Source organism: Microbacterium sp. UNCCL10, assembly GCF_000746195.1.
Classification (GTDB): Bacteria; Actinomycetota; Actinomycetes; order Actinomycetales; family Microbacteriaceae; genus Microbacterium; species Microbacterium saccharophilum.
Window position 1 is genome coordinate 968,969 of record NZ_JQKT01000007.1, and the last position, 14,369, is coordinate 983,337.

At 68.0% G+C, this 14,369-nt stretch carries 17 protein-coding genes, 1 tRNA gene and 2 pseudogenes; all 20 read left to right on the top strand.

The genetic code is table 11. The features are described from left to right. The first annotated feature begins 96 nt into the window (after positions 1–96). Entirely contained in the window at positions 97–405 is a 309-nt protein-coding gene (rplU, locus tag BR85_RS04890) for a 50S ribosomal protein L21 (protein ID WP_028495521.1), read from the top strand. A gap of 18 nt (positions 406–423) precedes the next feature. Continuing rightward, positions 424–681, top strand: a complete 258-nt coding sequence (gene rpmA, locus BR85_RS04895; RefSeq protein ID WP_028495522.1) for a 50S ribosomal protein L27 — start codon at positions 424–426, stop codon at positions 679–681. A 70-nt stretch (positions 682–751) separates the two neighbouring features. Beyond that, positions 752–2,260, top strand: coding sequence for a GTPase ObgE (obgE, locus tag BR85_RS04900; RefSeq protein ID WP_028495523.1), 1,509 nt, complete (start codon positions 752–754; stop codon positions 2,258–2,260). Further along, positions 2,257–3,090 carry a glutamate 5-kinase gene (proB, locus tag BR85_RS04905; protein ID WP_028495524.1) on the top strand — a complete coding sequence of 278 codons (834 nt, stop codon included), beginning with the start codon at positions 2,257–2,259 and terminating at the stop codon, positions 3,088–3,090. The genes obgE and proB overlap by 4 nt, the downstream gene beginning before the upstream one ends. A gap of 40 nt (positions 3,091–3,130) precedes the next feature. Next, entirely contained in the window at positions 3,131–4,390 is a 1,260-nt protein-coding gene (locus BR85_RS04910) for a glutamate-5-semialdehyde dehydrogenase (protein ID WP_028495525.1), read from the top strand. Between the two features lie 46 nt (positions 4,391–4,436). Beyond that, the gene (locus BR85_RS04915; RefSeq protein WP_028495526.1) at positions 4,437–4,652 is read left to right on the top strand and encodes a hypothetical protein; all 216 of its coding nucleotides are present in this window, start codon (positions 4,437–4,439) and stop codon (positions 4,650–4,652) included. Positions 4,653–4,661: 9 nt separating this feature from the next. Further along, positions 4,662–5,258, top strand: coding sequence for a nicotinate-nucleotide adenylyltransferase (nadD, locus tag BR85_RS04920; RefSeq protein ID WP_028495527.1), 597 nt, complete (start codon positions 4,662–4,664; stop codon positions 5,256–5,258). Then, on the top strand, positions 5,255–6,415 hold the full coding sequence (locus BR85_RS04925) for a hypothetical protein (RefSeq protein ID WP_028495528.1): 1,161 nt from the start codon (positions 5,255–5,257) through the stop codon (positions 6,413–6,415). Before nadD ends, BR85_RS04925 begins: the two co-directional genes overlap by 4 nt. After that, entirely contained in the window at positions 6,415–6,792 is a 378-nt protein-coding gene (gene rsfS / locus BR85_RS04930; protein ID WP_028495529.1) for a ribosome silencing factor, read from the top strand. Before BR85_RS04925 ends, rsfS begins: the two co-directional genes overlap by 1 nt. 66 nt (positions 6,793–6,858) lie before the next feature. Then, a tRNA-Ala gene (locus tag BR85_RS04935) sits at positions 6,859–6,934 on the top strand. A gap of 199 nt (positions 6,935–7,133) precedes the next feature. Further along, positions 7,134–7,325: a helix-turn-helix transcriptional regulator gene (locus BR85_RS04940; RefSeq protein WP_197018586.1), complete on the top strand. Its 192-nt coding sequence runs from the start codon at positions 7,134–7,136 to the stop codon at positions 7,323–7,325. 71 nt (positions 7,326–7,396) lie between these two features. Beyond that, positions 7,397–8,593 carry a tyrosine-type recombinase/integrase gene (locus BR85_RS04945; RefSeq protein WP_166657791.1) on the top strand — a complete coding sequence of 399 codons (1,197 nt, stop codon included), beginning with the start codon at positions 7,397–7,399 and terminating at the stop codon, positions 8,591–8,593. A 388-nt stretch (positions 8,594–8,981) separates the two neighbouring features. Beyond that, positions 8,982–9,254, top strand: a complete 273-nt coding sequence (locus BR85_RS04955; protein ID WP_028495531.1) for a hypothetical protein — start codon at positions 8,982–8,984, stop codon at positions 9,252–9,254. Beyond that, positions 9,251–10,219, top strand: coding sequence for a hypothetical protein (locus BR85_RS04960; protein ID WP_028495532.1), 969 nt, complete (start codon positions 9,251–9,253; stop codon positions 10,217–10,219). The genes BR85_RS04955 and BR85_RS04960 overlap by 4 nt, the downstream gene beginning before the upstream one ends. A gap of 289 nt (positions 10,220–10,508) precedes the next feature. Then, a pseudogene (locus BR85_RS15840) lies at positions 10,509–10,889 on the top strand (cation transporter); the annotation flags it as partial. Positions 10,890–10,987: 98 nt separating this feature from the next. Further along, complete coding sequence (locus tag BR85_RS15845) at positions 10,988–11,458, top strand: cation diffusion facilitator family transporter (protein WP_331280845.1); 471 nt, start codon at positions 10,988–10,990, stop codon at positions 11,456–11,458. 430 nt (positions 11,459–11,888) lie between these two features. Then, positions 11,889–12,110: pseudogene (locus tag BR85_RS04970) on the top strand (heavy metal translocating P-type ATPase); the annotation flags it as partial. A 47-nt stretch (positions 12,111–12,157) separates the two neighbouring features. Beyond that, complete coding sequence (locus BR85_RS04975) at positions 12,158–12,586, top strand: hypothetical protein (RefSeq protein WP_028495534.1); 429 nt, start codon at positions 12,158–12,160, stop codon at positions 12,584–12,586. Positions 12,587–12,684: 98 nt separating this feature from the next. Beyond that, the gene (locus tag BR85_RS04980; RefSeq protein WP_028495535.1) at positions 12,685–13,347 is read left to right on the top strand and encodes a DsbA family protein; all 663 of its coding nucleotides are present in this window, start codon (positions 12,685–12,687) and stop codon (positions 13,345–13,347) included. Next, entirely contained in the window at positions 13,347–14,366 is a 1,020-nt protein-coding gene (locus BR85_RS04985; protein WP_028495536.1) for a flavin-containing monooxygenase, read from the top strand. The genes BR85_RS04980 and BR85_RS04985 overlap by 1 nt, the downstream gene beginning before the upstream one ends. The last annotated feature ends 3 nt before the right edge of the window (positions 14,367–14,369 follow it).

A 14,369-nucleotide genomic window follows, 5' to 3' on the forward strand; every position in this document is an offset into this window, starting at 1 on the left:
CTATGGCGACCGAGAGCTTTGCTTCCGCACCAAGACTTCCCAGTCTCACAAAGACAGACGGAGCCGTGCGCTCCACAGAAGAAAAACAGGTGTGAAGTGGTTTACGCAGTTGTGCGCGCCGGTGGCCGTCAGGAAAAGGTCGAGGTCGGCACCATCGTCGTGCTGGACCGTCAGGCGGCGAAGGTCGGCGACAAGATCGAGCTGCCCGCCGTCCTCTTCGTCGACGGCGACGCCGTCACGACCGACGCCGACAAGCTCGCGAAGGTCGTCGTGACCGCGGAGGTCCTCGGCGAGGAGCGCGGCCCGAAGATCGTGATCCAGAAGTTCAAGAACAAGACCGGCTACAAGAAGCGCCAGGGCCACCGTCAGGACCTCACGCGCGTCAAGATCACCGGCATCAAGTAAAGCCAGGGAGACGCAGAGATGGCACACAAAAAGGGCGCAAGCTCCACCCGTAACGGTCGCGACTCCAACGCCCAGCGACTGGGCGTGAAGCGCTTCGGCGGCCAGACCGTCCTCGCCGGCGAGATCATCGTCCGCCAGCGCGGAACCCACTTCCACCCGGGCGCCAATGTCGGCCGCGGTGGCGACGACACGCTGTTCGCTCTCGAAGCGGGCGCCGTGCAGTTCGGCACGAAGGGCGGCCGCAAGGTCGTCAACATCGTGGCGGCCGCAGAGTAGTCGTACACACTTCCTTGGCGAGGGGCGGGCTTCGGCTCGCCCCTCGCCTGTTCCCGTCAGGAGACATTCCATGGTGACCTTCGTCGATCGCGTCACGCTCCATCTGAGGGCGGGCAAGGGCGGCAACGGTTGCGTCTCCGTCAAGCGCGAGAAGTTCAAGCCCCTCGCCGGTCCGGACGGTGGAAACGGCGGCCACGGCGGCGACGTGGTGCTCGTCGCAGACCCGCAGGTCACGACCCTGCTGTCGTACCACCACTCACCGCACCGCTCCGCCGGCAACGGCGGCTTCGGCATGGGCGATCACCGCTCCGGCGCGCTGGGCGAGCCCCTCGAGCTGCCTGTGCCGGTCGGCACCGTGGTCAAGGACGTCGACGGCGAGGTCCTCGCCGATCTCGTCGTCCCCGGCACGCGGTTCGTCGCCGCTCCCGGCGGTCAGGGCGGGCTCGGCAACGCGGCGCTTGCGACCACCAAGCGCAAGGCGCCCGGCTTCGCGCTGCTCGGCACGCCGGGCTGGGAGGGCGATGTCCTCCTCGAGCTGAAGACCGTCGCCGACGTCGCGCTCGTCGGCTTCCCGTCGGCCGGGAAGTCGAGCCTCATCGCGGCCGTCTCCGCCGCCCGCCCCAAGATCGCGGACTATCCGTTCACGACGCTGCACCCGAACCTCGGTGTCGTGCAGGCCGGCGACGTCCGCTACACGATCGCCGACGTGCCCGGCCTCATCGAGGGGGCGAGCGAGGGGAAGGGCCTGGGCCTGGAGTTCCTCCGCCACGTGGAGCGCTGCACCGCCCTCGTCCATGTCCTGGACTGCGCGACCCTCGAGCCCGGCCGCGACCCGATCAGCGATCTCGACGTCATCCTCGCCGAGCTCGCGGCCTACCCGGTCCCGGAGGGTCAGCTCCCGCTGCTGGAGCGTCCGCAGCTCGTCGCGCTCAACAAGGTCGACGTCCCGGAGGCGAAGGACCTCGCCGACCTCGTGCGCCCCGACCTCGAGGCGCGCGGCTACCGGGTCTTCGAGATCTCCACGGTCAGTCATGAGGGCCTCCGCCAGCTGAACTACGCGCTGGGCGACATCGTCGCGCAGCACCGCGCCGACCTGGCCGCCGCACCGGCGCCGGAGCGCGTCATCATCCGCCCGCAGGGCTCGCGCCGCGAGTTCGAGATCCGGGTCGAAGGCGGCACCTACGGCAACGTGTACCGGATCCTCGGCGCGAAACCGCTCCGCTGGGTGCAGCAGACCGACTTCCAGAACGAGGAGGCCGTCGGCTTCCTCGCCGACCGGCTCGAGAAGCTGGGGGTGGAGGACGAGCTCTTCCGCGTGGGAGCCGAGGCCGGGTCCACCGTCGTCATCGGCGAGGGCGACGGCATCGTCTTCGACTGGCATCCGACGCTCTCCTCGGCCGCCGAGCTCATGACCGCACCACGCGGCACGGACCCGCGACTGGATCTCAACCCGCGCCGTACGACGTCGCAGCGCCGCGACCGCTACCACGAGCGCATGGATGCCAAGGCCGACGCACGCGCCGAGCTCGAGGCGGAGCGACTCGCCGTCCGCGGCGGGGAGGACGAGGACGAGCTGTGACCGTGAGGGAGCGCGCCGGCCTCGCCGGGGCACGTCGTGTCGTCGTGAAGGTCGGCTCGTCATCGATCAGCGGCGAGAACGCGCACAAGATCCAGCCGATCGTGGAAGCCCTCGCAGCCGCGCACGCCCGCGGCACCGAGGTCGTGCTCGTCTCCTCCGGCGCGATCGCGACCGGGATGCCGTACCTGCTCCTGGATGAGCGTCCCGTCGACCTCGCGACCCAACAGGCGGCCGCCGCCGTCGGCCAGAACGTGCTGATCTACCGCTATCAGGATGCGCTGCGCCCCTTCGCGATCGTCACCGGTCAGGTCCTCCTGACCGCGGGGGACCTCGAGAATCCCACGCACCGCTCCAACGCGCGCCGCGCCATGGAACGGCTGCTGGGCCTGCGCATCCTCCCCATCGTGAACGAGAACGACACGGTCGCGACCCATGAGATCCGCTTCGGCGACAACGACCGGCTCGCCGCGCTCGTCGCGCAGCTGATCGGCGCCGACGCGCTCGTGCTGCTGAGCGACATCGAGTGCCTCTACACGCGCCCGCCCGGCGAGCCGGGCGCCCGCCCGATCGACCGTGTCGAGTTCGGCGACGACCTCCACGGGTTCGAATTCGGCTCGGTCGTCGTCAACAGCGTCGGCACCGGGGGAGCGGCGACCAAGGTGTCCGCCGCCCGACTCGCCGCCACCGCGGGCGTCGGCGTGCTCGTCACGAGCGCCGACCTCGTCGAGGAGGCACTGCGGGGCGCCGAGATCGGCACCTGGTTCGCGCCGAACCCGGCCGCTCCGGTCCCGGCCGGCACGGCGCCCGTCCACACCTCGTCGACGATCTGAGCCGGGCCGCTCCGGCGCCCCGCCTCGGTAGACTGGCGGGATGACCGTCATCGCCGCCACCGCGCGGGAGCGCATGCTGCTGGCCAAGGACGCCTCGCGGAGCGTCGGGCTTCTCACCGACGCGCAGAAGGCCGACCTGCTGCGCGCCATCGCGGACGGCATCGACGCCGCGGCGGCGGAGATCGTCGCCGCCAATGCCGAGGATCTCGAGCGCGGCCGCGCGAACGGCCTCTCGGCCGGCCTGCAGGACCGCCTCCGCCTCGACGAGGCGCGCGTGCACGCCCTGGCATCCGCCGTGCGCGACGTCGCCGACCTGCCCGACCCGGTCGGACGGGTCCTCGACGAGCGGACGATCGCCGGCGGCGTGCGGCTGCAGAAGGTCTCCGTGCCGTTCGGCGTCATCGGATCGATCTACGAGGCACGCCCCAACGTCACCGTCGACATCGCCTCGCTCGCGCTCCGGTCCGGGAACGCCGTGGTCCTGCGCGGCGGCAGCGCCGCCCAGTCGTCCAACGCGGCCCTCATCGCCGTGATGCGGGGCGTCCTGGCCGCGCAGGGTGTCGACCCCGAGGCGATCCAGACCGTCGACGACTTCGGCCGCGACGGCGCCCGCGAGCTCATGCGCGCCCGCGGACTCGTCGACGTGCTCGTCCCGCGGGGGAGTGCGGAGCTCATCCGCACCGTCGTCGCCGAGTCGTCGGTCCCCGTCATCGAGACGGGAGCCGGCGTCGTGCACATCGTGCTCGACTCGTCCGCGCCGCTGGACTGGGCGCGCGACATCGTCGTGAACGCGAAGGTGCAGCGGCCCAGCGTCTGCAACGCCGTCGAAACCGTCCTCGTCCTCCGCGACGCCGCCGAACGGCTGGTCCCGCCCGTCGTCGCGGCGCTGCAGAGCGCCGGCGTCACGGTGCACGGCGACGCCGATGCCCGGCGCCTCGCGCCCGGCATCGTGCCCGCCACCGAGGAGGACTGGGCGACCGAGCACATGAGCCTCGACCTCTCGCTGCGGATCGTCGACGACCTCGACGAGGCGCTCACGCACATCCGCACGTACTCCACACAGCACACCGAGTCCATCATCACGACCGACGATGCCCACGCCGAGCGGTTCCTCGCCGAGGTGGACGCCGCCGTCGTGATGGCGAACGCCTCGACGCGGTTCACCGACGGAGGCGAGTTCGGCTTCGGTGCGGAGGTGGGCATCTCGACGCAGAAGCTGCACGCGCGCGGGCCTATGGGCCTCCCTGAGCTCACGAGTGTGAAGTGGCTCGCCCGCGGGTCCGGGCAGATCCGGTCCTGACCGCCTAAACTGGGCCGAGCGCCACCCGAACCGAAACGGAGCACGAATGACCCTCGCCACGATCGTCGCCCTCGCCACCGAGGAGCACCACGGCAACGTCCAGGCGGAGACCTTCGTCTTCGGCATCATCGCCTTCGTCGTCTTCCTGCTGCTGGGCTTCGTCACGCTGTCCTACCGCAACGTGGCCAACCGCCACGCCCACAAGGCGGAGGCGTACGCGCAGGCTCACGGCGCCGAACTCCAGGCAGGGCACCACCACTAGGCCGCGCGGATGGCAGCCACGCGCGCCCCGCGCATCGGTGTGATGGGCGGAACGTTCGACCCGATCCACCACGGGCACCTGGTGGCGGCCAGCGAGGTCGCCCAGTCGTTCGACCTCGACGAAGTGATCTTCGTGCCGACCGGCATCCCGTACCAGAAGGAGAAGGTCTCGCCCAGCGAGCACCGCTACCTGATGACGGTGATCGCGACCGCATCCAACCCGCAGTTCACCGTCAGCCGGGTCGACATCGATCGGACGGGCCCGACCTACACGATCGACACGCTCCGCGATCTGCACGCGCAGCGACCGGACTCGGAGCTCTTCTTCATCACCGGCGCAGACGCCATCGCGCAGATTCTCAGCTGGAGGGACCATGATGAACTCTGGGACCTCGCTCATTTCGTCGCCGTCTCCCGACCGGGGCACGTCCTGAGCACCGCAGGACTGCCCACCGACGATGTGAGCATGCTCGAGATCCCCGCCCTGTCGATCTCGTCGACGGACTGCCGGGCCCGCGTCGGACGCGGACACCCGGTGTGGTACCTCGTCCCTGACGGCGTCGTCCAATACATTGCGAAGCACCACCTTTACCGGAGCGAGGCATGAGCACACCCGACCAGCCGGAGACTCCTCAGCTGACCCGCCGCCAGCTGCGCGAAATACGCAACACCGCATCGACCCCCATCATCACGCCCGACATGGCGCGCGCCGAGACCGGGGAGACCCCGGTGACGGATGCCGCGGCGGAGGCCCCGGCGGAGGTTCCCGCGCCCGCGTCCGCGCCGGTCGCACCGCTTCCGCGCGCCGCCGTGCCCGTGGACATCCCCGAGGCGCCGATCGCCGACTCGGCCGTCGACCTGGGCGGCCACGCCCTCACCCGCCGCGCCGCCCGTCAGCAGGAGCGGCTCCGCACCGCGGCGATCCCCGTGCAGTCCGCCGCTCCGGCAGGCGACGCCCCGGCCGACGGGGCCGCCGGGTCCGCCGGGCAGGATGCCGGAGACCCGGTCGAGGAGCTCGTCGCCACGCGCGACGACGCTCCCGAGGACTCCGCGTCGACCGGCCCCGTCACGGCGGTCATCGAGGCGGAACCAGACGTGGCCGAGGACGCAGAACCGGCATCGGCGGAGGCAGCGGAGACAGCGGTCGACGAGGCACCGGCGTCCGACGACTCCGTGCCCGTGGCGGCCGAAGATGCCGAGCCCGTCGAGCCCGGCGAGCACTCCGACGCAGCCGAGCCCGAGGAGGCCGCGCCCGCTGTCGCCGGTGCGGCGTTCGGCCTCGGGCGCAGCGATGAGCCCGCCGAGGTCGACATCGAGATCGCGCTGCCGCCATCCTTCGACCAGATGCTGCCCCGCGGCGGCAACAGCGGCGCGTCCCTGTCGACGGCGAACGCGCTCATCCTCTCGCAGACGCCCGAGACCGGATCGCTGGTCTCTCCCGTCGCCGCGACCGGCGAGGTGCTCATCACCGGCACCTTCGCCCTCCCGGACACCTACGGCTCCACCGGACGTGTCCCCGGCTCCGCCGACGGCAAGGACGTCGACGCCGTCCTGCTCGACGGCGAGCTCCCTTCCGCCTCCTCTCCGACGCCGATCGCCGCCAGCGCGGCGGTCAGCACCATCAAGAGCGCTGAGGACATCATCCGTCCCCCGGCGCCGGAGAAGGGCAGCAAATTGATGATGGCGCTGGCCATCACGGCGGGCGTCCTCGCGCTCGCCCTGGCGGGGGTCCTCATCCTCGCCTTCGTGACAGGAGTGTTCTGATGGCAGCAAGCGAACAATCGCACCGGATGGTGCAGATCGCGGCAGCCGCCGCGGATTCCAAGGGCGGGGAGGACTTCGTCGCCTTCGACGTCTCCCAGCCCCTCCCGCTCGTCGACGCGTTCCTGCTGGTCACCGGCCGCAGTGAGCGCAACGTCGCGGCGATCGCCGACGAGATCGAGGACCAGCTCCTCCAGGCGGGCTTCAAGCGCCTGCGCCGTGAGGGCCGGCAGGAGTCCCGCTGGGTGCTCCTGGACTTCGGCGACCTCGTCGTGCACATCTTCCACGAGGAGGAGCGGGTGTACTACGGCCTCGAGCGGCTGTGGAAGGACTGCCCCGTCATCGCGGTGGACATTCCGACCCACACCACCGCGCAATAGGCGTCGTGGTTCGCGGCACCCCTCGGCGTGTAGTAATCTAGTGGGGTTGCCGCGAGCGGCGACGGAGGGCCTGTGGCGCAGCTGGTAGCGCACCTGCATGGCATGCAGGGGGTCAGGGGTTCGAGTCCCCTCAGGTCCACCAAAACTCCCGGTAAAGCACTGAATCTTCACTCCCTGATCAGGGAGCTTGAATGTTGGGTAGTCGTTTACTGGACACTTCGCCGGGTCGCCGCAGTGCGCTCTCGGACCTTCTCGAAGTATCTGGAAGGTACGCGGCACCGCCCGCGCACCTTCGCTATATGGACGGCGTTGGCACCTCAGAGTCGGGACACGGGAACTACGTGTCGTTGGCTGAGCTCGCCGCGCAGCTGAAAGTTTCCGTGCAGACGATTTACGACCTGCGGAGCAAGGGTCGCGGACCGCGCGGCTTCCGTATCGGCACGCAGCTGAGGTTCCGTGAGAGCGAGATCGATGCGTGGGTCAAGCGCATGGAACTGGCCGACGGGCAGCGTCACGCCGGTGGTGCGTCGTGAACGGCGGGCGGCCACGCACCCTGATCGGCTCGTACGGAACCATTAGCGTGACCAGGCGCGGATCGTCGTACGTGGCTTTGGCGCGCATTCGCGACGCCGACGGGCGCCTGCGCAGAGTGACGGGCGCGGCCCGCACAGACTCGGCAGCTCGGGCGAGGTTGAAGCAGCGTCTGCTCGAGCGGCCGGGTTTCGGCACCGGGGGATTGCTCGACCTCACCAGCTCGTTCCGGGATCTCGCCGACCTCTGGCTCGAGGACCTCGATCTGCAGAAGCTCTCCGATGGGACAAAGGAGAACTACCGCGACGATCTGCGCCTCCACGTGCTGCCGCAGTTCGAGCACTTCACTCTGGGCGAGATCACGACGGGGCGCGTCGAGTGGTTTCTCCGCTCCGAGCGCGCGGTGTCGTACTCTCGCGCGAAGCATTCCCGAACGATGCTCAACCTGCTGTTCGGGTTCGCCCTTCGACACGATGCCATCCTTCGGAACCCTGTTCAGGGGACGAGTCCGTTGCGCCGGCCGAAGGGCGAGCCGCAGGCGCTGAGCCTCGACCAGATCACCGCAATTCGCGACGCCGCGAGTCGCTGGCGGACCGGACGCGAAGTGAAGGGACCCAAGCCCGACGGTCAGGTTCGCGACATCATCGAAGTGCTCCTCGGAACCGCGCTGCGTATCGGTGAGTGTCTCGCCCTCCGGGTGTGCGATGTCGAGGACGGTCCCGGCGGGATGACGATCTCGGTGAAGGGGACGGTCGTGTTGCGCACAGGCAGCGGCGCCGTCCGTCAAGACCACCCGAAAACCGAGCACTCCATCCGCCGGATCGCGGTCCCCGACTTCGCTGCGGACGTCCTTCGAGCACGGATCGCCGGCATCCCGGCCACCGACTCACAACGGACCGTCTTCGCCAATCGTGCGGGTAAGCCACTGAGCCCGTTCAATGTGCGACGCACGTTCCGAGCGTTCCTCGAGCTGGCAGATCTCGCGGGGGAGGGGATCACCCTTCGCTGGTATCGGCGGACTGGTGCAACTGTCATCGCGCGCGGGGCGAGCGCCGACGCTGCCGCCACGTTCCTTGGCCACGGATCGACCGCCATCACAGAGGGGCACTACATCGAGCCCGATCGCAGCGTGGATCGGGGGCCAGCAGGAATCCTCGAACGGACCCTGCGACGCGTGAATCCTGACACCTCGCTGCTCTCGACCGATGACGGAGCGGTCGATGATCCGGCGCTCGACTTCCTCGACAGCGAAGACATCGAAGCGGCCTAGTAACTATTCGATCAGTTGGCCTCAATCGTTCATGCCCAACTCGCGATCGGCCCGCCGTTGGGGTCGTGGTTCCGCAAGAACTCGCCGTGGACCCGTTCGCATGCGAGGCGGAGGGTCGAGGACCAGCCGATGGCCTCACCCCGGAAGCTGACACGGTAGCGAACTTCAGCGGCGTTCACTCGACGGAGCTCAATCGTGGCGTACACGCAGTCGAACCCGTCCACCAAGGTCCACGTGCCAGCGGGACCTTCCTGCGCTACGAGCAGCTGGTGCCATCGGTGCGGTTCGGCCATGGCGCACCCTCCTCCGGCCGAACACGCATGCAAATAGACCGACCAATAGACATCGCCGTGCGAGCTGTTGGGCGCGGGATGCGCACCTTCCTGCCATGACCGATCGTGAGCGTGCTGACGCCGTCCTGGAGCACGTGGCTGTGCTCGCGTTCCTGTATTACCCCGGTATCGAGGTAGATGATCCGAGCTACAGCCTCGCCGAAGATATCGATTGGTGTCTCGCGCGGCTCGGTGACGTGTCCGACGTTGAGCGGGAACGAATGGGCGCGCTCTTCGCGCGAGCGATCATCGACCCCACCGCGACGCGCGAGGAGCTGTTCACGACGCTCGCTGAGCTCGACGGCGTGCTCATGGTGGATCCGATATGAGTGACGCCCAGCCGAGCGATGACGAGCGTGCTGCGCGCCTGGCCGCACAGCGGAAAGCATGGAACGAGGCCCACCCGACGTACTACGCCGAGTACCGCGCGCGGAACCGCGAGGACATCCGCCGCAAGAACCGGGAACGCGAACGTGATCGTGCTCAACGCGAGCGGGAGGAGAAGGCGCGGCGTCAGAAGGGGATCGATCGCGCGAAGGCCTGGGCCAAGGAACACCCGGAGGAACGCCAGCAGGCGCGCGCGCGATACAAGCAGAAGCACCCGGAGACGTACAAGCAGGCGCAGCGCGACTACTACTACCGCAATCGCGCCGCGATCGCTGAGCGCCAGCGGGCACGTGAGGCTGCTGACCCGGAGAAGGCGAACGAGGCGCGACGCCGCGCGGTCGACCGTGCCCGTGGTGTCGGCCGCGCCCCTGCGTCGTCGCCCACTCCTGACCAACGCGCGACGTATCGCGAGCGGGAGAACGAAGCACGGCGCCTGCAGCGTCGCCGCGCACGCGCCGGGTTGCCCGAGCGTCGGCTTCACCGGGTACTAACCCCGGAGCGACGTCACAACGATGCAGCGGCCGACGCCTTCTTCTCGCAGAAGCGGGGCGGTGAGGACATCGCCCGAATCAGAGATCAGGATGAGCCGACTCCTCCCGACTTGGTGCACGCGTTGCAGGAGCGTTCCGAGAACCGGCGCGTTGTGCGCGAGATCCTTGCGATCGCCGAGGAGTACTTCACCGATCATGAGGTCGAGTTGCGGGCGAGGGTCGCCGAGATCTCGCGACAGCGCTTCCGCGCAGGTCTTCTCCCGCTCGATGTGTACACCGAGCCGCGTCGGCGTGCACTCGAGGTGGCGAGCACCGGATACCTCCGAAGGAGCGCGGTCTCGCCGGCGACGTCCTTCGCGACGTTCCGGTGGCTGACGGCGGATCTAGCAAAGCAGGACCCTCGCATCACGCTTTAGTCAATCTCGATTGGAGTGAACTAGCAACCGTGGACGGCGTTGAGATGCTGGGTACCCCTGGGCTCGACGCTGCATGACGAATCGTGTCGATGACTCCGACTGTCGCGATGATTCCCAACTGTGAGGACTATCGGTCCACCAGCCCCCCGGCGGCCTTGGACGTGCGTGGTGACGTTGAGTTCACTGCTCTCCTCGGTGGCGTTCGTGTCCCAGTGGGAGAACAGTGAATCGAGACAAACTGAGCGGATCACGTATCGGGGAGTTGCGCGATCGCGGTCAGCCCACCGGAGTGAAGGGGTTCCTTCACGGGCTCTTCGTCCCGCACTCCCACGACGCAGCGGACTCGATCGATGACGCGTTGGAAGCGAACAAGTCGGGCATAAGGGCGCTCAAGATCAGTCTGCTCATCCTGCTCGCCACGACCGTCCTGCAAGCGATCGTTGTCGCTTTCAGCGGCTCCGTGGCCCTCCTCGCCGACACCGTCCACAACTTCTCCGACGCTCTCGCCGCCGTACCTCTCTGGGCCGCGTTCATCCTCGGACGACGAGCCGCGTCACGCCGATTCACATACGGTCTCGGTCGCGCCGAAGACCTCGCCGGACTGTTCATCGTCTTCGTCTTCGTCTTCGTCGTCGCCCTCTCCGCCGTCGTCGCCGCCTGGCAATCCATCGACCGAATCCTCCACCCGCAACCCCTCGCCAACATCGGCTGGGTCATCGCCGCAGGCACGAAATCGTCGCAATCTACCGCATCCGCGTCGGCCAACGCATCGGCTCCGCAGCGCTCGTCGCCGACGGCATTCACGCCCGAACCGACGGATTCACTTCACTTGCAGTTGTCGCCGGCGGAATCGGCGTCCTCTTCGGCTTCCGCCTCGCCAACCCGATCGTCGGCCTGATCATCTCCGCCGCGATCTTCATCCTCCTCATCGGCACCATCCGCAGCGTCGGGCGCCGCCCACTCGACGGTGTCGAGCCCGAGCTCGTCGACAGAGTCGCGCACGCCCTCGCGGACGTCGACGGCATCGACCGCGTAGACCGCATCCGGCTTCGCTGGAACGGGGACCGCCTCGAAGGCGACGCAGTCCTCACCGTGGATTCCAGGGCCTCACGAGAACGACTCGACCAGGTCAGTGCCCAGGCCGCTCGCAGCGTCCGCGAACACCTCCCGAACGTCGACGAACTCCTCGTGGACACGACAGGTGCCGGCGGTCTCGGAGTTCGCGTACCTGTCGACTAGCGCCGTAGTCCATGCTTGAACTCTCGGATCTTCCTCTCTGGTGAATGGATTGTCGTGCCGTCTGCTATCAAACGTCCTGCCAAACACGAACGCTGGACCTCCACTCAATTCGTTCTCTACGCCTTCTCGTTCAACGGGTTGTGCTTGATAGTGCTGCTGGCGAATCTCCTCACCGGCAACGTCTGGTGGAAGGTCGCGGTCCCGATCGCTGTCGTCTGCCTTCTCATCGGAGGGCTGGCGGGCTTTCAAGCCCGGCGGTTGCGGCTTAAGTGTCGTTAGGAGTGAACCCAGAGTTGTAGGTAGTTCTAGTCGCCGCGTCCCCCTGCGCTCTGGCGATCGCTGTCCCGGTGACGGTGATCAGCGCCATCGGTGCCGCATCCAAGTTCGGTGTCGTCATCAAGTCGGGTGAGGCGTTCGAGCAGCTGGGCACCGACGGATCATGACCGCCAACATAGCCCTCGCTTTGGCGATCATCATCGTCCTGTTTCCCCTCGCCTTGTTCGGGGTGCTGGGACTGGCCGGGGTGGTCCTGGTTCACGAGATCGCCGAGTTGATCGTCATCGCCAACGGTGTCCGCGCGGCCCGCCGCCCCGCCCTTGCCCGCAGCATGTCCTCCACAGTCGCACCAGAACCCGCGCTGACGGCTGCCTGATTCTGGGCACCGCACCCGGGTGATTCGCGCAAGGTAGGCTACTCGGGATGATCTCGGCCACTCGGACACAGGATGCTGTGATTCTGAGTGAGCGTCTATTGATAACGAGGATCATTACGAGCGTGGCTCTCGCGCTACTGCTTGTCGTCGGGGCATGGATGGCGACCCACACCGAGCCCGATGCGGTCGCACCGACCGCATCGTCCGTCACGGTGCATGGAGACGCGCACATCGCCGCTGGTACACCGGTGATCGACCACGGCACGACGAACCCCACGCTGTTCGGCGTCGCGATGTGTGCGCTCGGGGTGTTGTGCGGGCTGCTGGTGGTTGTGGTGACCCGGTGGGTCCATCGCACCCGGCGACCGCAACCCGAGCGAGGACTGTCGCCGCTACTGAGAGCGCTATTGCCCGTGCCTGCACCGCCCCGCGCGGCCGCGTTCACGCTGGCACAGTTGAGCATTTCCCGAACCTGACACCTGGCACGCCACCGTCTGTGGTGGCGCCCTTCTCCGGCGCGCCCGCCGGGGAGATCTCTCTCATGCCCATGTGTCGTGACCGTTCGGAGTGCCCAATGAAAACCCCCGTGAAAGTGACGTTGATCACTGTCGCTGTTGTCGTCGCCTTGATTCTGGCGGCGGTCATCTATGTCCTGGTCAATCAACGCTCGACGCCTTCCCCGGGCGGGGAGGGGGAGCGGGCATCGGTGGTGCGACCGAACTCACATGTGTTGGACGACGGGGGTGAAGGTGCGGTCACGGTGGTGGAGTTCCTCGACTTCGAGTGTGAGGCGTGCGGAGCGTTCTACCCGATCGTCGAAGACATTCGAGAGAAGTTCGCGGGGCAGATCACCTATGTCGTCCGCTACTTCCCGCTCCCCGGTCACACCAACTCCACCAACGCGGCCTTGGCTGCGGAGGCCGCTGCCGGGCAGGACCGCTTCGAGGACATGTATCACCGGCTGTTCGAGACACAGGCCGAATGGGGCGAGTCGCAAGAATCCCGCGCTGATTTGTTCCGCGGATTCGCGGAGGAGCTCGGGCTGGACATGGCTGCCTACGACGCGGCGATCGCGGACCCGGAGACGCTGGCCCGGGTGGAGATGGACCTCAACGAGGGTCAGGCGCTTGGTGTTTCCAGCACCCCGACGTTCTTCGTGGAGGGGGAACCGCTGGAGCTGCAGCAGTGGAACGACCTCGAGGACGCCATCACACAAGCATTGAGCACGGCCGAGTGATGCCTACCAGTCTTGCGCGCCGCCGCGCGATCATCGTTGGCGCCGGCCAGTCGGGCCTTGCTGTCGCTGCGGCGCTCAGCGCGGAAGGGCTGCGGCCGCAGCAGGATTTCGTCGTGATCGACGCAGCGGCGCCTGGACATCGCAGCTGGTCATCGCGATGGCACTCGATGGTACTGCTTAGCGACGCCCGACACAGCGCCCTCCCGACTCGCCGGTATCCCGGGGATCAACGATCGCACCCCAGGGTGGATGAAATGGTCGACTACCTCAAGGTGGTTAAGGCCAGCATCGGCGTGGAGACAGCCTGGGGTGTCCGCGTCACCGGGGCCGAGCGACGTGGCGACGGATCTACGCTGCACCTGTCCACCACCGCGGGTGAGGTGCAGACCCGCAACATCGTTTGCGCCACGGGCGCTGCAGCCCACCCCCGACTTCCCGAGTGGGCCAGCGCGTTGACGGTCCCCGGTGTCGCGATCCACAGCAGCAGCTACCAGTATCCTCGTCAGATTCCCACCGGGGATGTGCTTGTCATCGGCGGTGGTAACAGCGGTCTGCAAATCGCACGGGAACTTGCCGCTTCCCACACGGTGACCATGGCGGTGCGTACCCGCCGCTCGCACCGGTCGTTGGCGAGCTACCCGTTGGCCGCCGGCGGTCGGCGGCCGTTGTTCGGCGGGGATCTTCGTCCCGAGCCGGTGTTCGGCGACAGTTACGAACGGCTGCAACAGGCCGGGGTGCGAGCCGTCCCCGCGGTAGCGGACGCGCGGGGCGGTGCGGTGACCTTCGCGGACGGGACGACGGCATCACCGGGTTCGGTGATCTTCGCGACCGGCTACCTCCCCGGAGACGACTGGCTCCCCGATGAGGCACGCATCCGTGGGCCGCGGCGCACAACGACACCCGTTCCGGGGCTGTTTGTCGCGGGATTCCCGCAGTACAGCCGCCGCGGCGTCGACACCATCGCCGGGGTCTCCGCGGACGCGACAGCGATCGCACACCACATCATCAACCGGCCGTAAGAG

Coding starts and splice junctions, on each gene's coding strand:
- rpmA (WP_028495522.1), top strand. CDS start 424: ATGGCACACAAAAAGGGCGCAAGCTCCACCCGTAACGGTCGCGACTCC.
- obgE (WP_028495523.1), top strand. CDS start 752: ATGGTGACCTTCGTCGATCGCGTCACGCTCCATCTGAGGGCGGGCAAG.
- BR85_RS04910 (WP_028495525.1), top strand. CDS start 3,131: ATGACCGTCATCGCCGCCACCGCGCGGGAGCGCATGCTGCTGGCCAAG.
- BR85_RS04915 (WP_028495526.1), top strand. CDS start 4,437: ATGACCCTCGCCACGATCGTCGCCCTCGCCACCGAGGAGCACCACGGC.
- nadD (WP_028495527.1), top strand. CDS start 4,662: ATGGCAGCCACGCGCGCCCCGCGCATCGGTGTGATGGGCGGAACGTTC.
- BR85_RS04925 (WP_028495528.1), top strand. CDS start 5,255: ATGAGCACACCCGACCAGCCGGAGACTCCTCAGCTGACCCGCCGCCAG.
- rsfS (WP_028495529.1), top strand. CDS start 6,415: ATGGCAGCAAGCGAACAATCGCACCGGATGGTGCAGATCGCGGCAGCC.
- BR85_RS04955 (WP_028495531.1), top strand. CDS start 8,982: ATGACCGATCGTGAGCGTGCTGACGCCGTCCTGGAGCACGTGGCTGTG.
- BR85_RS04960 (WP_028495532.1), top strand. CDS start 9,251: ATGAGTGACGCCCAGCCGAGCGATGACGAGCGTGCTGCGCGCCTGGCC.
- BR85_RS04975 (WP_028495534.1), top strand. CDS start 12,158: ATGATCTCGGCCACTCGGACACAGGATGCTGTGATTCTGAGTGAGCGT.
- BR85_RS04980 (WP_028495535.1), top strand. CDS start 12,685: ATGAAAACCCCCGTGAAAGTGACGTTGATCACTGTCGCTGTTGTCGTC.
- BR85_RS04985 (WP_028495536.1), top strand. CDS start 13,347: ATGCCTACCAGTCTTGCGCGCCGCCGCGCGATCATCGTTGGCGCCGGC.